Below are 18,582 nucleotides of genomic sequence, written 5' to 3' on the forward strand. Positions count from 1 at the left end.
TTCTATTGATTTAATGCTTGCATCAGGATTTGGTTTACCACTTTCGGGTTGGCCTTCCCTTGCGTCCGCTTCATGATTTGGCCCACAAGGAAGCCAACCGCCCGGTCCTTCCCATTGTGGAAGTCTTCAATCGATTGTTGGTTATTCGCTAACACGTCGTCGACGATTGGTTTCAATTCGGCGGGATCAGAAAGTTGGATCAAGCCCTTTTCCTTCACAAAGACTTTCGGATCTTCACCCTGCGTGATGGCCTTAAAGACCTTCTTGGCCATCTTGGTGGAGATCGTTTCATCCATCAACATCTTAATCATGGCGGCCAGAGCTTCCGGCGTAATCTTGGTGTTTTCCAACTTCACCTGTTGATCGTTCAAGTAGGCGTTCACGTCCCCTTGGAGGTAGTTCGAAGCCATCTTCGGATCACTGCCGAGTTCAATCAAACGGTCAAAGAAATCAGACATTTCCTTGGTTTGGGTTAACACCATGGCATCGTAGTCGGTTAAGCCAAGTTCGTGCACGTAGCGTTCCCGCCGCTTCGCGGGCATTTCTGGCAAGGCAGTCCGTAACTCGTCAATCCAAGCGTCCGAAATTTCCAAACTCGGCAGGTCTGGTTCAGGGAAGTAACGGTAATCATCCTTGCCTTCCTTCACCCGCATCAAGTAGGTCTTGCCGGTTAGTTCGTCGAACCGACGGGTTTCAGCACCAATCGTGCCTCCGGCCATGATCACCTGAGCCTGGCGTTGTTCTTCGTAGGCCAGCGCCTTACGCACGTAGTTAAACGAGTTCAGGTTCTTCAACTCGATCTTTTGGCCGAGTTGGTCACTGCCGATGGGCCGAATCGAGATGTTACAGTCAACCCGCATCGATCCTTCTTCCATCCGCACGTCAGAAATCCCGGTAAACTGGATCCGTTCCCGTAGGCCTTCCAGGTAATCGTAGGCTTCTTGGGGCGTTGTCATTTCTGGTTTCGACACAATTTCAATCAACGGCGTCCCCTGCCGGTTCAAATCGACGTAGGAGTACTTGTTACCGTGGGTGTTCTTTCCGGCATCTTCTTCGACGTGCATCTCTTCGATCCCGATTTTCTTGGTGCCACCGTCAGCGGTCTGCACTTCAATCCAACCGTTAGTAGCGGCCGGCGTATCGTTTTCGGTCACCTGGTAACCCTTGGGGTTATCAGGATAGAAGTAGTTTTTCCGGTCAAAGTGGGGGTGTTTTTCAATGTCAGCGTGGAGAGCTAAAGCCGCCGTGATCCCATTCGCAATCACCTGCTTGTTGATGGTTGGCAACGTTCCCGGATAACCCCAGTCAATCACGTTGGTGTTTTCGTTCGCGTCGGCCCCATAACTAACGGGCGACGGGCTGAAAATTTTCGAATTCGTCTTTAATTCCACGTGGACTTCGAGTCCAATTGTTGTTTCAAAGTTCATCCTTATTTACCTCCCAACTGTGGGGTGTGCTGGTGAAAATCAGTGTTTTGTTCAAAAGCGTGTCCCGCTTGGTACAAGGTGCTTTCGGCAAACGGTTTTCCAATCAGTTGCATCCCAATCGGCAATCCATCACTGAACCCAGCTGGAAGTGACATCCCCGGTAACCCAGCTAGGTTAACGGGAATCGTCATCACATCATTCACGTACATTTCGGTCGGGTCGGTGCTTTCGGACCCAATCTGAAAGGCCTTCGTCGGGGCGGTCGGACCCATGATCAAATCATGATCCTGAAAGACCTTTTGGAAGTCTTCAATGATCAGCGTCCGGATCTGCGCTGCCTTCTTAAAGTACTTATCAAACGAACCGGCCGACAGGGCAAAGGTTCCTAACATGATCCGGCGTTTTACTTCGTTGCCAAAGCCGGTAGACCGGGTTTGCACGTACAGGTCCTCGAGGTTCTTGGCCTCGGGAGACCGGTAGCCATACCGAATGCCGTCAAACCGTTCCAAGTTTGAGGAGGCTTCTGAAGAAGCAAGGGCGTAGTACGCCATTACCCCGTACTTAGCGTGGGGCAAGGAGACCGTTTCCACCGTAGCGCCGAGGTCTTCGTACTGCTTAGCAGCGGCCCGAATGGCATCTTTCACTGCCGGAGCAATTCCGTCGCCAAGGTATTCTTTGGGTAAGGCAATCCGCATTCCCTGCACCCCGTCGTTTAGGTGTGCCGTAAAGTCCGGAACTTCCTGATCGGAAGAAGTTGCATCGTGGTCATCATGACCCGCAATGGCGTTTAACAGGTAAGCGTTATCCTTAACGGTTCGGGTAAATGGCCCCACTTGGTCAAAACTCGAACCAAAGGCAATCAGACCCCACCGCGAAACCCGGCCGTACGTTGGTTTCATGCCAACCACGCCGGTAAAGGACGCCGGTTGGCGAATTGAACCACCGGTATCAGAACCGAGACTAGCAAGCACTTGACCGGCGGAAACCGTTGCCGCCGAACCACCTGAGGATCCTCCAGGTACCGTGGTAAGATCCCACGGGTTCTTCGTCGTTTGGTAAGCTGATTTTTCGGTCGAACTCCCCATCGCAAATTCATCCAGGTTGGTTTTTCCAACGATGATTGCGCCAGCGGCCTGGAGTTTTTCCACGACCGTCGCGTTAAACAGGGAGTGGAAGTTTTCGAGCATCTTTGACGCAGCCGTCGTCGGCATGTTGGTCGTTACCAGGTTGTCCTTGATGGCCACGGGCATCCCGGATAACACGTTATCGGGATCAATCCCGGCCGCATCCACTGCTTCGGCCTGTTCGACTGCTGCTTCGTTCATGGCTAAGTAAGCTTGTAAATCGGGTTCCTGCGCTGCAATGTTAGCGAGGGTCTGCTTCGTCAGTTCAGCTGACGTTACGTCCCCGTTCACTAATTGCTGGTGCACGGACTCTAAATCACGATCAAAATAGTTCATTACTTGTCCTCGCTTTCGTCAATAATGGTTGGGACGCGAATCAACCCGTCTACAGATTCCGGCGCGTTCCGTAAGAGCGCATCGCGTTCGCCCCAGTTGTTGGCGACGTCGGGACGCAGCACGTTGAGTTGGTCGGTCACGGAGTACGTCGGCGTTACACCTTCCGTATCAACGGCTTCCAACTTGTCGAGCATTGCCAACATCTCGTTGAGTTGGTCGGTAAACTGAGCGAGCTCCTGGTCCGCAATCTTCAACTTGGCTAGACCCGCAATGTGTTGGGTCCGGGCTTGATCTACTTTTTCACTCATCAAACTTCCTCCTTACGTGGTTCCTAATAATTGTTAAACACGTGGGCCGTGAACTTCTTCTCGTCTTGGCCCCGGTTCAGATAACTCTGCACTCCGTTCGTCGATCCAACCGTGATTTCGATTGGAACGTTGTGTGGCAAGTACTTCTGGGCGGCCGTCTGCAGGTACTGGGTGAAGCTGTTAATTTCCGTGTAACTGTAGAACTGGGTCACGATGTTCACGTGCATCCCGGTCAAGGTGCCGTCCGTGTACTGGGCCTGGGCGGTCACTCCACTCAGGTTCGGGAAGTAACTCTGGGCCTTGTTCTTGAACTGCTCAAAGGCAGCTTCGTCATTGGCATTGGGAACCTTTTCGTTCCCGGCCGTTGGGAAGACGTAGTTGCGTTGGTTTACCTTGTTCCAACTAGAAACACTCGTGGCGCCCCCGCGGTTAACGGAGTAGGCAAAGAAGTTCCCGCCGACCAGACTGTCATCCGGAGCGGCCTTGTACAAGGCAATCACGATCGGAATGTCATTGGTTTCTGAACGTTGGCGCATCCGCTTCAAGACCTCGTTGGCCATTTCCTTCCCCTTGGCCTCGATCTCATCATCCGATAGGTTCTTGGTGTATTGGGCACCGTACTTTTCCTTCGTGTAGTAGTACACGGAATTCAATCCGAGCCCAATCGTCATTCCCTTGAGCTGTAACTTGCCACCGTTTTGTTGCAAGAAATCCTGCTCGTCAATCTGTTGTAGGTACTCCGGAACGATTTTCTTGTCCGGTTGGTCCGGATTCAGACCCTCGGGGTTCTTCTTGGTTTTGCGACCAAGCCAGTTATAGGTTTGTTCGGTCGAAATTTGTTGGCCCTCTTGGAACACGTACTTGTTAGGCGAAAATTCCTTTTTCGAAATGTCTAACAGCCCGTGTTGAAACCCTTCCAGGTTAAACTGGTTGCTGGTTTGCTGTTGGTCCACACCGGCAGACTTACTGGTTTGGTAATGGCCGTCTTGAATCACACTCTGGTAGTTATTGTTCGAGTTGGACCCCGTCAGCTCGGTCTTGGTCGACCCACTGTTGGAGCTCATCTTATTCTGATTCCCACAGGCTGCCAGCACGATGGCACTCGCCGCCAGCATAATCCCGATTCCAATCTTTTTCACAACTTCACCTTCCTCTTCCTGCTTATTCGTTCGTCATCGCGGTGTGGAAGCGTTGTTCATCCCACACCGGTACATTTAATTCCTGCGCTTTAGTTAGTTTACTCCCGGCATCGGTCCCAGCAATCACCAGATCGGTCTTCTTGGAAACACTACTGGTCACGCTGCCGCCGTGGGCTTCAATGTAGTCCTGGGCTTCTCCCCGGGTCATCGCCTCCAGCTTACCGGTTAGCACGACTTTCTTCCCGTAGAAGAAATCATCCTGATTGGTAACCGGACCACGACCCTGATAGTCAAAGTTAACCCCGACGTCCGCGAGTTCCTGGAGCAGCGTTTGACTGTGCGGTTCACCGAAGTACGTCACTAAGCTATCGGCAATCGTACTCCCAATCGAGTCGATCGCCTCAATCTCAGCCGCGCTCGCTTGCCGCAACCGGTCTAGCGAACCAAAATGTTGCGCGAGCAACAGAGCCGCTTTGCCACCGACGTGGCGAATTCCAAGGCCAAACAGTAATCGTTCTAAAGAGTTGTGCCGGCTTTGCTCAATGGCTTGTAACAAATTCTGCGCCGACTTCTCGCCAAACTTATCCAAGTTAATCAGATCATCAAACCGTAACCGGTACAGACTGGCAACATCCTTGATCAAATTACGGTCAAACAGTTGCTTCACAATCTTTGGTCCCAACCCCTCAATGTCCATCGCGTTCCGAGAGGCAAAGTGGGTCACTTGTTCGGCTAACTGCGCCGGACACTGCGGGTTAATGCACCGCAGCGCCACCTCATCGTCTAGGTGGACTAGCTCCGCGCCACACGACGGGCAAGTCGTGGGAATCACGTACGGAGTAGCCGTCGCAGGTCGTTTGGCTGGTAAGTAGTGATCTACTTCCGGAATAATGTCTCCGGCCTTATAAACTTCGACCGTGTCACCAATCCGAATGTCCTTTTTTTCAATGTAATCCGGATTGTGCAACGTCGCCCGGGCGACCGTGGTTCCCGCCAGTTTCACGGGAGCAAAGACCGCGGTCGGTGTAACTACCCCGGTCCGCCCAATCGTCCATTCGATGTCCTCGATCTGGACCCGCGCTACTTCTGGCGGAAACTTATAGGCAATCGCCCACTTCGGGACCTTGACCGTGTGCCCGATGGTTTGTTGTAAGGCCAATGAGTTCGTCTTAATCACGATTCCGTCGATCCCATAACTCAGTTGATCCCGGGCCGCTTGGTACTTTTCAATGTAGGCGTTAATTTCGTCCAGGTTGTGCGCAACCTGATAATCAGGATCCACGCTAAACCCGAGTTCCCGGAGTTCGGTCAGCATCCCACTCTGCGTGGTCGCCTCTAAGTCGGCATAGTCCGCCACGTTGTACATAAAGGTGCTGAGGTGCCGCGCGGCCGTTACCTGCGGATCTAACTGGCGCAGACTCCCAGCGGCCGCATTCCGCGGGTTAGCAAAGATTGCTTGTCCCGCTAGTTCCCGCCGTTGGTTTAACGCGAGAAAGGCCTCTTTGCCCATGTAGCACTCGCCCCGGACCTCAATGTCAATCGGCCGACTGAGGGTTTGGGGAACCGACGCAATCGTCTTCACGTTCGCCGTGATGTCTTCTCCAATCGTTCCATTGCCCCGGGTCGACCCCTGCACTAAGCGTCCCTGTTCGTAACGCAATGCAATTGATAATCCGTCAATTTTGAGTTCGCAATTAAACTCCTGGACTTCCGGATAATCCTGTTGCAAGCGTTCCACAAACTGGTTCAACTCGGCCGCTGAGAAAACATCGCCCAGCGAGAGCATCGGAATCGGGTGCGGCACCTTCGTAAAGTCACTGTCGACCTGACCGCCGACACGTTGGGTGGGTGAATCCGGAGTCACAATTGACGGAAAGGCCGTTTCTAACTGGACCAGGCGGTTATAGACCTGATCGTACTCCGCATCCGGGACCGTCGGTTGGTCGTTTTCATAGTATTCCTTCCCCCACTGCACTAGTTGGGGGCGCAGTTTGTCCGCTTCTGCCGCCGCTTCCTGGACGGTTAAGTTGTGAAGATCCGCTTCCTGCACGACGTGTGCTCCCTTCTACTTTTCGACCTTTTGAATCGGTGCAAAGGCGGCTAACAGCCGTTTGATGCCCTTGTCCGTAAATGCAATATCGAGTTCCATGTCTTCTCCGGTCCCGTTGACTTTGACCACGGTGCCCTGACCCCAAGCTTTGTGGCTCACTTGGTCCCCAACCTGCCAACTTTGACGATCGGCTCCGGTTCCCGTGGCGGCCTGCACGGCCTTGGGAGCCTGATAAGTCGACTTGGTGGCTGCGGCGGTCCGGCGCTGGTACCGGTCGTTGTCAAACGGCGTCCGGGGTCCGTTTGTGGCTGCAGGTTGACTCATCTCATTTTCTAACAAATCAGCGTTAATTTCATCCATAAAGCGCGACGCCGGATTATTTTGGAGCCGACCGTAGAGCGTTCGGGAGTAAGCGTTGGTTAGATAGAGCTTCTTTTGCGCCCGAGTAATCCCCACGTACGCTAACCGGCGTTCTTCCTCTAGTTCATCCGGATTTTCCGCGGCCCGAGCCAGTGGGAAGAGGTTTTCTTCCATTCCAATCATAAAGACCACCGGAAACTCCAGCCCCTTGGCGGCGTGAAGCGTCATCAGGGTCACCTGCGGTGCGCTCTCATCAACGTCATCCTGCGCGGAAACAAGGGCCAAATCGGCCAAAAAGTCCACGAGCCGGTTCCCGGTTTCACTCTGATCCGGATCAAACTTCTCGTCAAAGTCCTGGGTTACGGTCAGAAATTCTTCAATATTTTCTAAGCGGGCCTGGGATTCAAGGCTATTTTCCTGGCGTAGACTGGCAACGTACCCGGTTTTTTCGAGGATCGCTTCGGTAATCTCCGTCACGGTCTGGTTCGAAACGGCGGCGTGAATCTGGGCCATCGTCTGCCCAAAGTCGGCAATCGCATTTCGGGCGCGCGACGAGATGTCATTGGCCAAGGCCACGTTCTGGGCGGCTTCTGATAAACCCCAGTCGTTCGCACTCGCAAAGTTGCGGAGTTTCGTAAAGCTAGTCGCCCCAATCCCTCGTTTCGGGACGTTAATCACCCGCTCAAAACTCAAAGAATCATTGGGATTAGCGGCTAACGTCAGGTACGACAAGATGTCCATGATTTCTTTTCGTTCGTAGAACTTGTGCCCCCCGACCATCGTGTAGGGAATGTTGGCTTTCAAAAAGGTTTCTTCAATTACCCGGGACTGGGCGTTGGTCCGATACAAAACGGCAAAATCGTTGTACTTATAATGATGCTTTTGCATCTCTTCCTTAATCTTAGCCACCACGTACTGGGTTTCATCGCGTTCACTCTGCGCCCGGTAGTAGGTAATCTTCTCGCCCTGCTGATTTTCGGTCCAGAGGTTCTTATCCTTCCGTTCCTCGTTATTTTGAATTACCTGGTTGGCTGCCTGCAAAATCGTTTTGGTAGAGCGGTAGTTCTGTTCCAAGAGGGTCACATGGGCGTCCGGATAGTCGGACTCAAAGTCCAAGATGTTATTCATGTTGGCTCCCCGCCAGCCGTAGATACTCTGGTCGGCATCCCCCACTACACAAAGGTTGTGGTACTTATCAGCCAGCATTTGGACTAACTTGTACTGGGCCTCGTTCGTATCCTGGTATTCGTCGACGTGAATGTAGCGAAACTTTTGTTGGTAGTAGGCTAACACGTCGGGAAATTGTTCCAGGAGCTGGATGGTTAACATGATCAAATCGTCAAAGTCGACTGAATCATTGGCCCGCAGCCGTTTTTGGTACTCTTCGTACACGTTAGCCACCACCGTATGAAAGGGATTGCCATCGTCATGGCGACTTCGGTAATCGGCAGGGGTTTCCAAGTCATTTTTAGCGTTTGAAATCGCCCCTAAAATCGCCCGCGGATCGTTTTTCTTGGGATCCAAGTCGAAATCGGACAAAATTCGTTTTACGAGCGTTTTTTGTTCACTGGTTCCCGCAATCGAAAAGGCCTGGTTATACCCTAACTTTTCAATGTGACGGCGCAAAATGCGCACCCCGAGGGCGTGGAAGGTCGAAACCCACACGTCGTCCCCGCCGACTTCTAGGAGTTGGTTCACCCGGTCTTTCATTTCGCGGGCCGCCTTGTTCGTAAAGGTAATGGCCAGGATATTCCACGGTAACACGTGCTGGGCTTCGATCAGATAGGCAATGCGGTGGGTCAGAACCCGCGTCTTTCCACTTCCGGCGCCGGCCATGATTAACAACGGTCCGTTCACAAATTCCACGGCCTCGCGCTGTTTATCATTCATATTCGTTAGCAAGTCTGCAATCGCCATTCGATTCGTCCTTTCAAATTCTCAATTGTACTTTAATTATAGCAAAAATAGAGCCAGCTGATGGCTGACTCTGCTTATTTTCATTTTTCTGAGGGAAGATTCAGCAATCCGCTTTGCTGGAGCTGCCGTTTGGTCCGTTCTGGATCCGTAGTTGATACCCAGACGCCCCCGGTGAGCGTTGCATCGGTTGGCGACCGATAGCTAAAGTCAAATTCCCAATCCGGATGTTGCCGGCGAGCGACTAGCGCCGCTGGTTCGGCGTTGGTTGCAAAGCCACACCACTGTTGGGGAATTAGTTGTTCAACAGTGGGCAACGGCAAACCACTGAGGGCGCGCACATGCAACTCGGCCGGGGTAAAATTACAGCCCCGGGAGAGATTAACCGTCAGACTGGGTAACGATAACTGAAGTCCAGTAACGTATAAGAGACCCGTCGTGGTGAGTAAAAATGCAACCCCAAAACTGCCAACGGTGGTCAGTGCTTGCCCGACCTTGCTGGTGGCCTGCTGGAGTTCTGCCGCTAGGTCTGAATCCAACATTTCCGTGGCCATGGTTGTTAACAACCGCCCATTGGCAGCTACCGCCACCGGTGGAAACAGTTCCAGCTCGCCGGTTTCAGCTTTGGTGGCTAACACCACGAATTGGTGCTGGACGTCTACCGTTGGCACGTATAAATAACTCCCCTGCCCGGCTAACGGGGAAAATTGGGCAACATCCGCCGGCGTCTGTAAGCTAATCCCATCCTGATTTGAACTGTCCTTAATAATCGGAAGAATCTGGGCCGGCAACCCAAGCGTGGCGATGGCGTGGTTGACATCATCAGCTGTAATCACCGTTTGCACCGGACGGGTGTTTAAATTCAAGGATTGGAAAAAAGCTTGTTCTAAGGCTCGGTCCCGGCTAAGTTCGGTTAGTTCCGACCCCTGCGGAAACCTGGTATACTGAGTAATGGTGCTCAGAATAGCTGGAGCGACCGGTTGGGTCACGCTGGTAACTAAATCACACTGCTGAGCAAAGGCGCGACTGACGCTGGGATTGGCGAGTGGATTGGAGGCGCCTGCTGGCGTCGCCGGGGCACTTAACACCTGCAGCCCCGCTTGCCGGGCAACGGTGGCTAACTGCTGGGCTGGGGCCCCCGTTCCCATGATCCCAAGGCGCTGGCCGGGTTGTAAGGTCGGCATCATCGTTGTCCCACCTGCCGATCGTATTGATTCAAGTGGTACTTCTCGATAATCTCAATCACCTTTTGGGCGTAACCCGGATCGGTCGCATAGCCCTCGCTGCTCAACGCATTGGCTGAGTCACGGTAGTTATCGGCCTGGACCACATCCCGGTACTGAAGGTTGTTCCAGTCCGTTCCGTTTGCCAAGAGCTTGGCGTGGTCTTCGATTGATTCATCAAAATTATCGTAAACGCGGAAGCGACCGGTCACCGTGCTGGCTTTACCATCCGTAAACTCGGTCGTTTTCAGTTCTACCCCGCGTTGGTTCGGGCCCGCTTTCACCCCAAATAAATTATGGTACTGAGCGGCTAACTGACTTTGACCCCAGTTGGATTCCAAAATCGCCTGTCCCAGCGTAATGCTCGGCAGGATTTTATATTCCTTCTGCGCTTTTAAGGCTCCGGGCAGGATTTGGTTAATGAAGGCTTGGTGTTGCTGACTCACGTTCGTTTGTGTGTAACGGGGACTCGTAACGTAGTTAATTCCCCACAGGGCGCCCCCTAGTAAGACCACGATTAAAATGATTAGACTGAAACCGCCTAATCCCGTTGTTTGTTTCCGTTTTCGCGGCCGCTTACGGAGTTTGCGATGCGGTCGTTGCTGCTTTTTGGTCACGTTTACCACCTGCGTTGTTCAAGATGGTTAAATTGTACTACAAAATAGTTAAGAATTGACAAAAGTGGCGGAATCGTTTATATTTCATAGGTTAGCTATACTTGAGGGAGGCGATGACTGTGCCAAAGAAGAACGATGAACAAACTGCAACCGAAAAGTCACCCTTTGAAATTGGTGACGAAGTATCCTTTCAAATTAAAAAACAAGACTTTACGGGAACCATCGAAAAAGCCTACAAGAACGCTTTCTTAGTTGGGTTCGAAAGCAGTGATCCAGACATCATTGATACCTACCACAACAAAACGGTGATTAACTGGCAAAACCTAAAGATGGTCAAGCAAGCACCCCGCACGAAAAAAACAGAAGCGCCTGCAGAAGACGACAAATAAAGTTACGTAAAAAAAAGAACCACCAAACTAAATTGGTGGTTCTTTTTTATTGGTCTTGTTTATGCAACATCTTGCTGAAACTGGCTAACTGGCCGTAATCAGCGTTGCTATCGTTTGGAACCACGATCAAATTCCCCTGTTCGCCAGCAGCCTTAAGCGCATCAATCGATTGCGCGTTCAAATACTGCTGGTCAACGTGGGCCAAGGCTGCTTGCAACTGTTCAATCCGGTACTGGTCAGCTTCCGCCTGCACCTTGGTTGCGTAAGCAGCGGCATCCGCATGAATCTCCGTTTGTTGCTTGTCGGCTTTAGCGGTCGCAATCTTAGCAGCATTCTGGGCTTCGGTGTTCAAGCGAATTTGTTCCGCATTCCCCTGGGCTTCCGAAATTGTGGCCTGCTTGTTCTTCGAAGCCGTGATCTGGTTCTCCATTGCTTCGCTAACCCCTTTGGAAGGCGTCAGGTCACCAATTTGAACCCGTTCAATCATAACCCCATAGGTATTGGTGAGGTCTCCAATGTTTTGCATTAATTTAGTGTTAATCTTATCGGTCGAATTCAAAACTTCATCCAGATCCATGCTACCGATGATGTCCCGCAATGTCCCACTTACCTGGTATGCCATCGATTGAATCGAGTTGCTGTTACCAAAGGTGTAGCGTTCGGCATTGGTAATCCGGTAGTTCAAGGTTACCTGAATGCTGATGCTGGCGTTATCACGAGTGATCCCGGTTTGGACTGGGAGCGCTAAGGGTTGGGATTGTAAACTAACGGTCTTAACCCGTTCAAAAAACGGGATGTAAAAGTGCAACCCACTTTCGAACTGGCGGGAGTACTTCCCTAAGAACGTTACTAAGCCAACGTTATTCTGTTGTACGATTTTAATTCCCAGCATAATATTCTCCTTTAGCGACTAAATAGACTTTCTGTTCGGACACCTCCGCCACCACGTACGTTTCATGCGCGTGACGGTTCGTGTCCACGAGTTGGTAAAAGTATAACACACCGTGCAGTTTGACCAACCCGTCGTCCTGTAACTGGCGGTCCGGAATCTCCGTGCCGACGAGGTCGGTCATCCCAACCAGTTCGGGCTTCGCAAAGTGCTGCGTGAGGATGGCTTCAATTTCTTCAGAAACACTGATGCCCTTGGCGCTGGCCAGCATGGTGATAGTGTGGAGGAGGTAGTTGTTGAGGTGGATGTTTAAGCTATTTTTTTCATGATTCATATTAATTTTCTAACTTTCATTAACATCAAAAATATCGTTTATTTGCATTAACGTATCTTTTTTTAAGTTTCTATTTTTAATATCTTTTATATCAATTTTAACTATTTCTTTATTTTCATTAAAAGATAGGCAATCTTTAGCATTTTTATTAATATCAATAGACGAAGCCCTGTCAAATCCTATTTTTTGAAGCTCAATAATGACATCATCTAATGTTCCATAATTTAAATAGTCTTTCCAATTACTATCTTCACCACTATTTGTCAAGCTCAAATAGTTTGTAATATAATTTTTTATTTTATATCTTATTACATTTTCAACATCTTTCATTAGATCATTAATTGTTTTATTAATATGAATCGAATTAGTTTCATCAAATTTTTCTGGTTTATTATTTATAAAAATTAATCCTTCGTTCTTAGATTGATAACTAATTACACTTTTTATAATTAAATTAAGTGGTGTTGATTTAATCCAATTTCTTAGCAAGAATGCATAATATTTTAATCTTCTTTCAGATCCAATATCAAGGTGAATTTCATTATTTTCCCAATCATATTGCTTAAATAATTCATTTAAAACATCTTCAATTTCGTTTTCTTTCAAAAGTTCATTCAGATCTACTTGTTCTTCTTTTGACTTATTTTTTATATTTTGTTGTTGTCTAACATCTATTGGAGAAAATTGAAAAATAATATCATCTGGAACATCTATATTATTTATGACATCTTTGGCTTCTCTATACTGAGAATCTCTCTTAAATTTCAAATCTAAACTAGATTTAATTTTATTTTTCTCATGATAAGTAACAATTGAAGAATATTCTATTAATTGTCTTTTTTTTGTTTTAGTTAAACTCTTTGGTAATTTTTCCTTAAGAATTATTTTTGAAATTTTATCATAAAATTTATTTTTCCCTGTTAAAATTTCAGTATTTATATTCATTTCATCAATTTTAAAATCATCAAATATTTTTTCATCGATTTTATTATCAGTTGTTTTTACTACGAACACATTTCCATATAAATCTTTAGAAAGTCTTCCAGCTCTTCCAATCAAGTTATTAAATTGTAATGGCTTGATTTTACTCATACCAATTTTATCGTCTAAAATAAATAAATTTTTAGCAGGTAAATTTACACCTTGAAGCAGAGTAGATGTTGTGAATAAATATTTTATATTGCCTTTTTTAAATTGATATTCGATTTCTTTTCTTATTGCCGGAGGTAATGCACCAAAATGATATGCTATACCTTTTTTCACAAGATTACTCAAAAAATATTTTTTATGAATTTCTGATTTTATTTTTTGGGAAAGTAGTTCAAGATCAGTATTTTTAGATGAATCAAGATAAGATTCCATATTTTTCGCAAAATTTATGGTCTTAGAACTAGAGTTACAATATATTATAGACTGATCATCTTTGGTTATTCTTTTTATAAAGTCACATGTTTCAACCGATTCTTTTAAGTCAATATAGTGATTAGATTTTTCATTTTTATTTAATGAATCCTCATAAATATTAATTTTTTTATTTTCAAGATCAACAAAATATTTATTTTGATAAACGTTTAAAATTTCTGTTTTTTTATAATCTTTAAGTTCGTAATTAAAAATATCAAAAAATATATCTGGATTGTTTATCCATGGAGAAGAAAAATAAATTTTTATTTTTCTATTTTTTGCTTCTTGAACTGCATGATAGAAAAGTGGTGAACGTTCGTCTTCCGAAACAATATTTTGTGCTTCATCAACAATTAGAATATCAATTTTATTTTTAAAACTAAAAGATGTTATTAACCTTTCAGGAGTAAATACAAATATATAATTCTTTTTTGAAAAAATTTTTGGCACATCAGGATTAACTAAAATAGTATAACTACTTTTATTTATTAATTTTCTTAATGATTCCACAGTTTGATTTATTAAAGACCTAGTTGGAACCAAAAAACATATATTAATGCCATTATGTTTTTCGATCATATATTTTATATAATTGAAAAGTAAAAATGATTTGCCGAATGATGTACTTGCAGAAAAACTAAAATTGTTTTTTTCTATTAGCTCATTAAAAATTTCGATTTGCTCATCTGTGAATTTAACTTTTTTATCTGGAGATTCATTTGTAACTGTTTTTATTAAAAGTTTTCTTTCAATCTCATCACAACTAACATCATTTTCATTGAATTTAGATTTCAAAAATTTTATCGAAGGAAAATTACCATATTTTGATAAAACCCCTTTAGAAACTAATTTATACATATTTTCATTTTTATTTTTATTTTTATCATACATTAATGATACTATTTTTAAAGCTTTATTTTTGTTTAAAGGCTTTTCGGACATAGATAATATATCTGCAAACCTTAATATATCATTAACTTCTTTTTTACTTAATCTATGACAACTACTTTCAATTAATTTTAAATCAGAAAAAGTATAATAAGCTTGAACATTTTCAGCTTTTTTTAAAAGATAATCCAAATAATCGTCATTCTCAGCTTTTCTAATTAATTGTGAAATTATATCGTCACTCATTTAGTAATACCCTCTATAATCATCTTCCTTGTTTTGTCAATTTCTGTAAATGGCATCATATAAAAATAAAAACCGTTACCATACAATTCATTATCCTCTATAAGCTTTTTAATATGACTTAATTGTTTCTCAACCTTATTTTTTGCTTCTTGTAATACTGAAGATTCAAATTCACTATCAGATTTATGTTTCCAATTATTTTCAATTGTTATTTCATATCCAATAAAAATACCGAAATCATTAGAGTAATCAATACCTTTTTTCTGAGATGCTGGATAAATTATCTGTATTATCTTTTGTTTTTGTTCATCATTTATTTTCTCTTTATCAATATTTTCTCTAATCAAAGAGTCTTCTGTTGTCTTTTCTTCGTTACCATAAATACCATTAAACCTTCCAATTGATTTGAATGCATTCGTTAAACCTTGGGAGATATCTTTATACATTTTCGCCTCTCCATAAATAATATGGTACTTTTTGTTTTCATCTTCAAAAAATGTACTCCATCAGCTCCAAAAACATAATGGTTTGAATTGGTTTTTAAAGGCATTTTAGAAAGGATTTTAGGGGCTTTTAGATCCCCTTCCAAAAAACTATATAATAATATCTCGCCACCTTCACCATCATTTTCTGATGAATCTCTAAATTTTGAACGGGCTAATTTTGAAAGACTTCCAAAGTCATCATTTTCTTTTAGCCTTTTCACTTCGTCATAAGTTAATGAATAATAAATATTAATATTAACTAATTGATTAATTAAATATTCATAATCAAAACGCTTATTTAAAATTGATGGAGAATATATTTTTATCTCCGTCTCAATTGGTTCATCTTTAAAAACATAAAGACTTCCAACATATTTAAAACTATTAATTAAATTTATTGTTTTTCTACACATAAAAACCTCTAGTTTAATTCATTTAAATTAATTTATGGAAATTTTATTTTTATTAATAAATTATATAACAACAATTTAAAAATATCTAAAAAATCTTGTCTCATATAATATGAAACAAGATTTTTGTTTATCTAAATTCTAATTGAACTACACCATGCTCTACTACAACGGTAAAAATCATGCAAAATTCTACTTTGAATTCAGATTGAGTAGATGAGTATTATCAACCAGTAACTTCATCATGGATGAAATGATAGACAATGATGCTACATTAGAAGTATTGCTAGATGAAGACCAACGAAGCAATTGTTCTTAGTCTAATATAAGTAATAATCTCAATGGCGATGGCACCGAGAAAAAATATGCATTAGTGATTTAATTTCGTATGACACATAAATTAAACCAGAAGATAACTTACTAAAAATCAAAATTCGGAATATCACTGCAACAGACGTGAGCTGTTTTTTAATCAATGGGTCGTGAAAATAATTTTCCACAATTTTCGCAGTGACAATAGCTACAATTTTGTAATTGATTCGACACTGTACACTCCCGATGAAATTGAAGATGGTGTGCACAAGAATTATAACTACGTGGACTTGCGGGGAACTGCGACTGCAAACTTAGTTCCAACGGTCAAGGGGTAGGTGAACTTCCCACTGCACATGGAGCACCTAAATCGTGATTTTCGGCAAGCATTAGAATTGGAAAATAACTCCAATTACTTGATTACATAATTAGGAGCAAACAGGAAGTTGCGAACCTCCTACCCGATTATAAAGTAAATAATGAAGAGCACAATTATTGGATTGTAAATCAAATTTCTGTGTTAGATATTTATAAATTTATTCAGCAAGTGGAACAGACAGAAAAATTGCTGCTGGATGCGATTAGCCAACAGTGGTCATAGGATTGAGAACACGACTTTTAGAGACGTTTTTTGGTTTTTACATATTTATTTTATCATTAATAAATTTTTGACATAGTAGAAGCAGTTCTAATAGCATATCTATTATTTTTAGATTCAATCTGACCTTTTGAAACAATGTTATCTATTGTCTTACTACTTAATTTGTAAGTATCATCTATGTTAACTTTTAATAATAGTGTAGTTCCAAAGCTTATATTTTTTGATGTACTTAAATTATCATTTTCCTTTTCTAATTTTGCATTACTACTAATTATGTTAAAAATCCCAATTTTACTAATCATTTCTGAAACAACGTATAATCCATATCCACTATTTTTCCATTCATTACCAATTCTATTGGAAACTCTGCCTGCATTACCTGAAATACCAGGTTTTATACACCATTTTAAAGCATCTTCACCATCATATATATTTAAATTTTTATTTACAGATAACACATTTAATATTCCTTCGCCACTATCAGAAATAGCTATTTCAATTGTTCCTTCAGATGGATGTCTTTGAGCTGAAATAAATAAGTGATTTGAAGTAGTATGTTCAAAAGTATTTCTGAATATCTCTCTCAATGCATATGCAATATTTGTTTCTAATACATTATTACCATTCGAAATAATTTTTGCTAATTTTTTTGATTTAATTATTAAACCCTTTTTCCAATCTGTTCCACTTGTAGATAAATCATATAGTTCCTTAACATCAATCTTCTCTAATGGATAGAAATTATCTGTTGGTACACTATTCTTAGTTATATTTGACGGTAGATTTTTAACTTTAAGTGTGTTAAAAAAGCATGCATGGTCAGCATAACTATATCCCCTATCATTTACTTTTGTGCTACCAGAATAATAATATATTTTATGATTTTTATTTACTGAATATTCAATATATGTGGTAAATAAAATCATACCAATTGATCTAACTTTAGTCATTTTTGAAAAATCTAAATTTATTATTTTATCTTTTATAGTACTTAATTCTTCTATTTGTCTTAATGTTCCATCTAAAGTTAAATTTCTTACCATAAAATTAGTTGGCATTGAATAATCCTCATATATAAAATATCATAATTTAATTATGTGCGTTTTGTTTAATTTATATCATTTTATCATATGTAAAACAATAAAAAAAACACCCACACCGAAGTGTGAGTGCCAAAATAAGATTCGTATAAATCTTAACGTTTTGAGAATTGACCAGCCTTACGAGCTTTCTTAAGCCCTGGCTTCTTCCGTTCTTTCATCCGTGGGTCCCGAGTTAACAGACCAGCAGTCTTCAAAGCTTCCCGGAAGTCCGGATCAACTTCGAGCAATGCCCGGGCAATTCCAAGCCGGATTGCTCCAGCTTGACCTGAGAATCCACCACCATTTACGTTTACTAACGTATCGTAGTTACCGAGCGTTTCCGTAACGTTGTATGGTTGTAAGATAACTTCCCGCAAGTTTGGGAATGGGATGTAATCTTCAACATCGCGTTTGTTGACAATCACTTTCCCAGTACCAGGTACTAAGCGTACACGAGCAACTGAATCTTTACGGCGACCTGTGCCAGTATATTGTACTTTAGCCAATTGTGTTTCCTCCTTAAATTAGGTTGTTAATATCTAAAACTTCTGGTTTTTGCGCATCATTTTTGTGTTCTTCACCTGCATAAACGTGAAGTTTCTTAGCAATCTTACGTCCTAATGTACCATGAGGAAGCATTCCTTTTACGGATTGCTCAATTAACTTAGCTGGCTTCTTTTCGCGTAACATGCCAAATGATTCTTGCTTAATCCCACCAATGTATTGAGTGTGGTGGTAGTGCATCTTATCCTTTGCCTTGTGACCAGTTAAAGCCACTTTAGCAGCGTTGATAATAATGACGTGATCACCAGAGTCAACGTGTGGTGTGTATGTGGGTTTGTTTTTACCGCGTAAAACTGAAGCAGTAACGCTGGCAAGACGACCTAAAGGAACGCCTGCTGCGTCAATGATGTACCATTTGTGTTCAATTTCACCGGGCTTAGCCATGTATGTTGTACGCACTTTTTCTTCCTCCATGTTTCTGTGTTTGTTCGACACCTTATAAGTTTCCGGGGCTTATGTGGGGCAAACAATACCAACTAC

At 43.6% G+C, this 18,582-nt stretch carries 17 protein-coding genes; 1 reads left to right on the forward strand and 16 read right to left on the reverse strand.

Features of this window, described 5'->3' with window-relative positions:
* Positions 1–2: 2 nt before the first annotated feature.
* From gatB to M3M35_RS02910, 8 genes are all read right to left on the reverse strand, one after another.
* Positions 3–1,427: an Asp-tRNA(Asn)/Glu-tRNA(Gln) amidotransferase subunit GatB gene (gene gatB, locus M3M35_RS02875; RefSeq protein ID WP_252750496.1), complete on the reverse strand. Its 1,425-nt coding sequence runs from the start codon at positions 1,425–1,427 to the stop codon at positions 3–5.
* A gap of 2 nt (positions 1,428–1,429) precedes the next feature.
* Positions 1,430–2,887 carry an Asp-tRNA(Asn)/Glu-tRNA(Gln) amidotransferase subunit GatA gene (gene gatA, locus M3M35_RS02880; RefSeq protein ID WP_252750497.1) on the reverse strand — a complete coding sequence of 486 codons (1,458 nt, stop codon included), beginning with the start codon at positions 2,885–2,887 and terminating at the stop codon, positions 1,430–1,432.
* Positions 2,887–3,195, reverse strand: coding sequence for an Asp-tRNA(Asn)/Glu-tRNA(Gln) amidotransferase subunit GatC (gene gatC, locus M3M35_RS02885; RefSeq protein ID WP_252750498.1), 309 nt, complete (start codon positions 3,193–3,195; stop codon positions 2,887–2,889). The genes gatA and gatC overlap by 1 nt, the downstream gene beginning before the upstream one ends.
* A 23-nt stretch (positions 3,196–3,218) precedes the next feature.
* Positions 3,219–4,310 carry a CamS family sex pheromone protein gene (locus M3M35_RS02890; RefSeq protein ID WP_252750680.1) on the reverse strand — a complete coding sequence of 364 codons (1,092 nt, stop codon included), beginning with the start codon at positions 4,308–4,310 and terminating at the stop codon, positions 3,219–3,221.
* 46 nt (positions 4,311–4,356) lie between these two features.
* Entirely contained in the window at positions 4,357–6,384 is a 2,028-nt protein-coding gene (gene ligA / locus M3M35_RS02895; RefSeq protein WP_252750499.1) for an NAD-dependent DNA ligase LigA, read from the reverse strand.
* A 15-nt stretch (positions 6,385–6,399) separates the two neighbouring features.
* Positions 6,400–8,661, reverse strand: a complete 2,262-nt coding sequence (gene pcrA / locus M3M35_RS02900) for a DNA helicase PcrA (RefSeq protein ID WP_252750500.1) — start codon at positions 8,659–8,661, stop codon at positions 6,400–6,402.
* Between the two features lie 80 nt (positions 8,662–8,741).
* Complete coding sequence (locus M3M35_RS02905) at positions 8,742–9,845, reverse strand: ATP-grasp domain-containing protein (protein ID WP_252750501.1); 1,104 nt, start codon at positions 9,843–9,845, stop codon at positions 8,742–8,744.
* Positions 9,842–10,498, reverse strand: coding sequence for a glycoside hydrolase family 73 protein (locus M3M35_RS02910; RefSeq protein WP_338030047.1), 657 nt, complete (start codon positions 10,496–10,498; stop codon positions 9,842–9,844). Before M3M35_RS02910 ends, M3M35_RS02905 begins: the two co-directional genes overlap by 4 nt.
* A 119-nt stretch (positions 10,499–10,617) precedes the next feature.
* On the opposite strand from M3M35_RS02910, the gene M3M35_RS02915 reads away from it, so the two are divergent.
* The gene (locus tag M3M35_RS02915; protein WP_252750502.1) at positions 10,618–10,887 is read left to right on the forward strand and encodes a DM13 domain-containing protein; all 270 of its coding nucleotides are present in this window, start codon (positions 10,618–10,620) and stop codon (positions 10,885–10,887) included.
* A gap of 46 nt (positions 10,888–10,933) precedes the next feature.
* Here the strand turns inward: M3M35_RS02915 and M3M35_RS02920 are convergent, their stop codons facing one another.
* The 8 genes from M3M35_RS02920 to rplM form a co-directional block, all read right to left on the reverse strand.
* Positions 10,934–11,779 (reverse strand): SPFH domain-containing protein, encoded by an 846-nt coding sequence (locus tag M3M35_RS02920; protein ID WP_252750503.1) that lies wholly within the window; start codon positions 11,777–11,779, stop codon positions 10,934–10,936.
* Complete coding sequence (locus M3M35_RS02925) at positions 11,766–12,110, reverse strand: hypothetical protein (protein ID WP_252750504.1); 345 nt, start codon at positions 12,108–12,110, stop codon at positions 11,766–11,768. The genes M3M35_RS02920 and M3M35_RS02925 overlap by 14 nt, the downstream gene beginning before the upstream one ends.
* 9 nt (positions 12,111–12,119) lie before the next feature.
* On the reverse strand, positions 12,120–14,648 hold the full coding sequence (locus tag M3M35_RS02930) for a DEAD/DEAH box helicase (protein ID WP_252750505.1): 2,529 nt from the start codon (positions 14,646–14,648) through the stop codon (positions 12,120–12,122).
* Complete coding sequence (locus tag M3M35_RS02935) at positions 14,645–15,094, reverse strand: Hachiman antiphage defense system protein HamA (RefSeq protein ID WP_252750506.1); 450 nt, start codon at positions 15,092–15,094, stop codon at positions 14,645–14,647. Before M3M35_RS02935 ends, M3M35_RS02930 begins: the two co-directional genes overlap by 4 nt.
* Positions 15,067–15,546, reverse strand: a complete 480-nt coding sequence (locus M3M35_RS02940) for a HamA C-terminal domain-containing protein (RefSeq protein WP_252750507.1) — start codon at positions 15,544–15,546, stop codon at positions 15,067–15,069. Before M3M35_RS02940 ends, M3M35_RS02935 begins: the two co-directional genes overlap by 28 nt.
* Before the next feature lie 966 nt (positions 15,547–16,512).
* The gene (locus tag M3M35_RS02945) at positions 16,513–17,514 is read right to left on the reverse strand and encodes a hypothetical protein (protein WP_252750508.1); all 1,002 of its coding nucleotides are present in this window, start codon (positions 17,512–17,514) and stop codon (positions 16,513–16,515) included.
* 137 nt (positions 17,515–17,651) lie between these two features.
* A complete protein-coding gene (gene rpsI / locus M3M35_RS02950; protein WP_252750509.1) occupies positions 17,652–18,044 on the reverse strand; it encodes a 30S ribosomal protein S9 in 393 nt (130 codons plus the stop codon).
* A gap of 13 nt (positions 18,045–18,057) precedes the next feature.
* Entirely contained in the window at positions 18,058–18,501 is a 444-nt protein-coding gene (gene rplM, locus M3M35_RS02955) for a 50S ribosomal protein L13 (protein WP_338030051.1), read from the reverse strand.
* Positions 18,502–18,582 lie beyond the last annotated feature (81 nt).

The sequence above is a fragment of the Fructilactobacillus myrtifloralis genome, assembly GCF_024029335.1.
Lineage (GTDB): Bacteria > Bacillota > Bacilli > Lactobacillales > Lactobacillaceae > Fructilactobacillus > Fructilactobacillus myrtifloralis.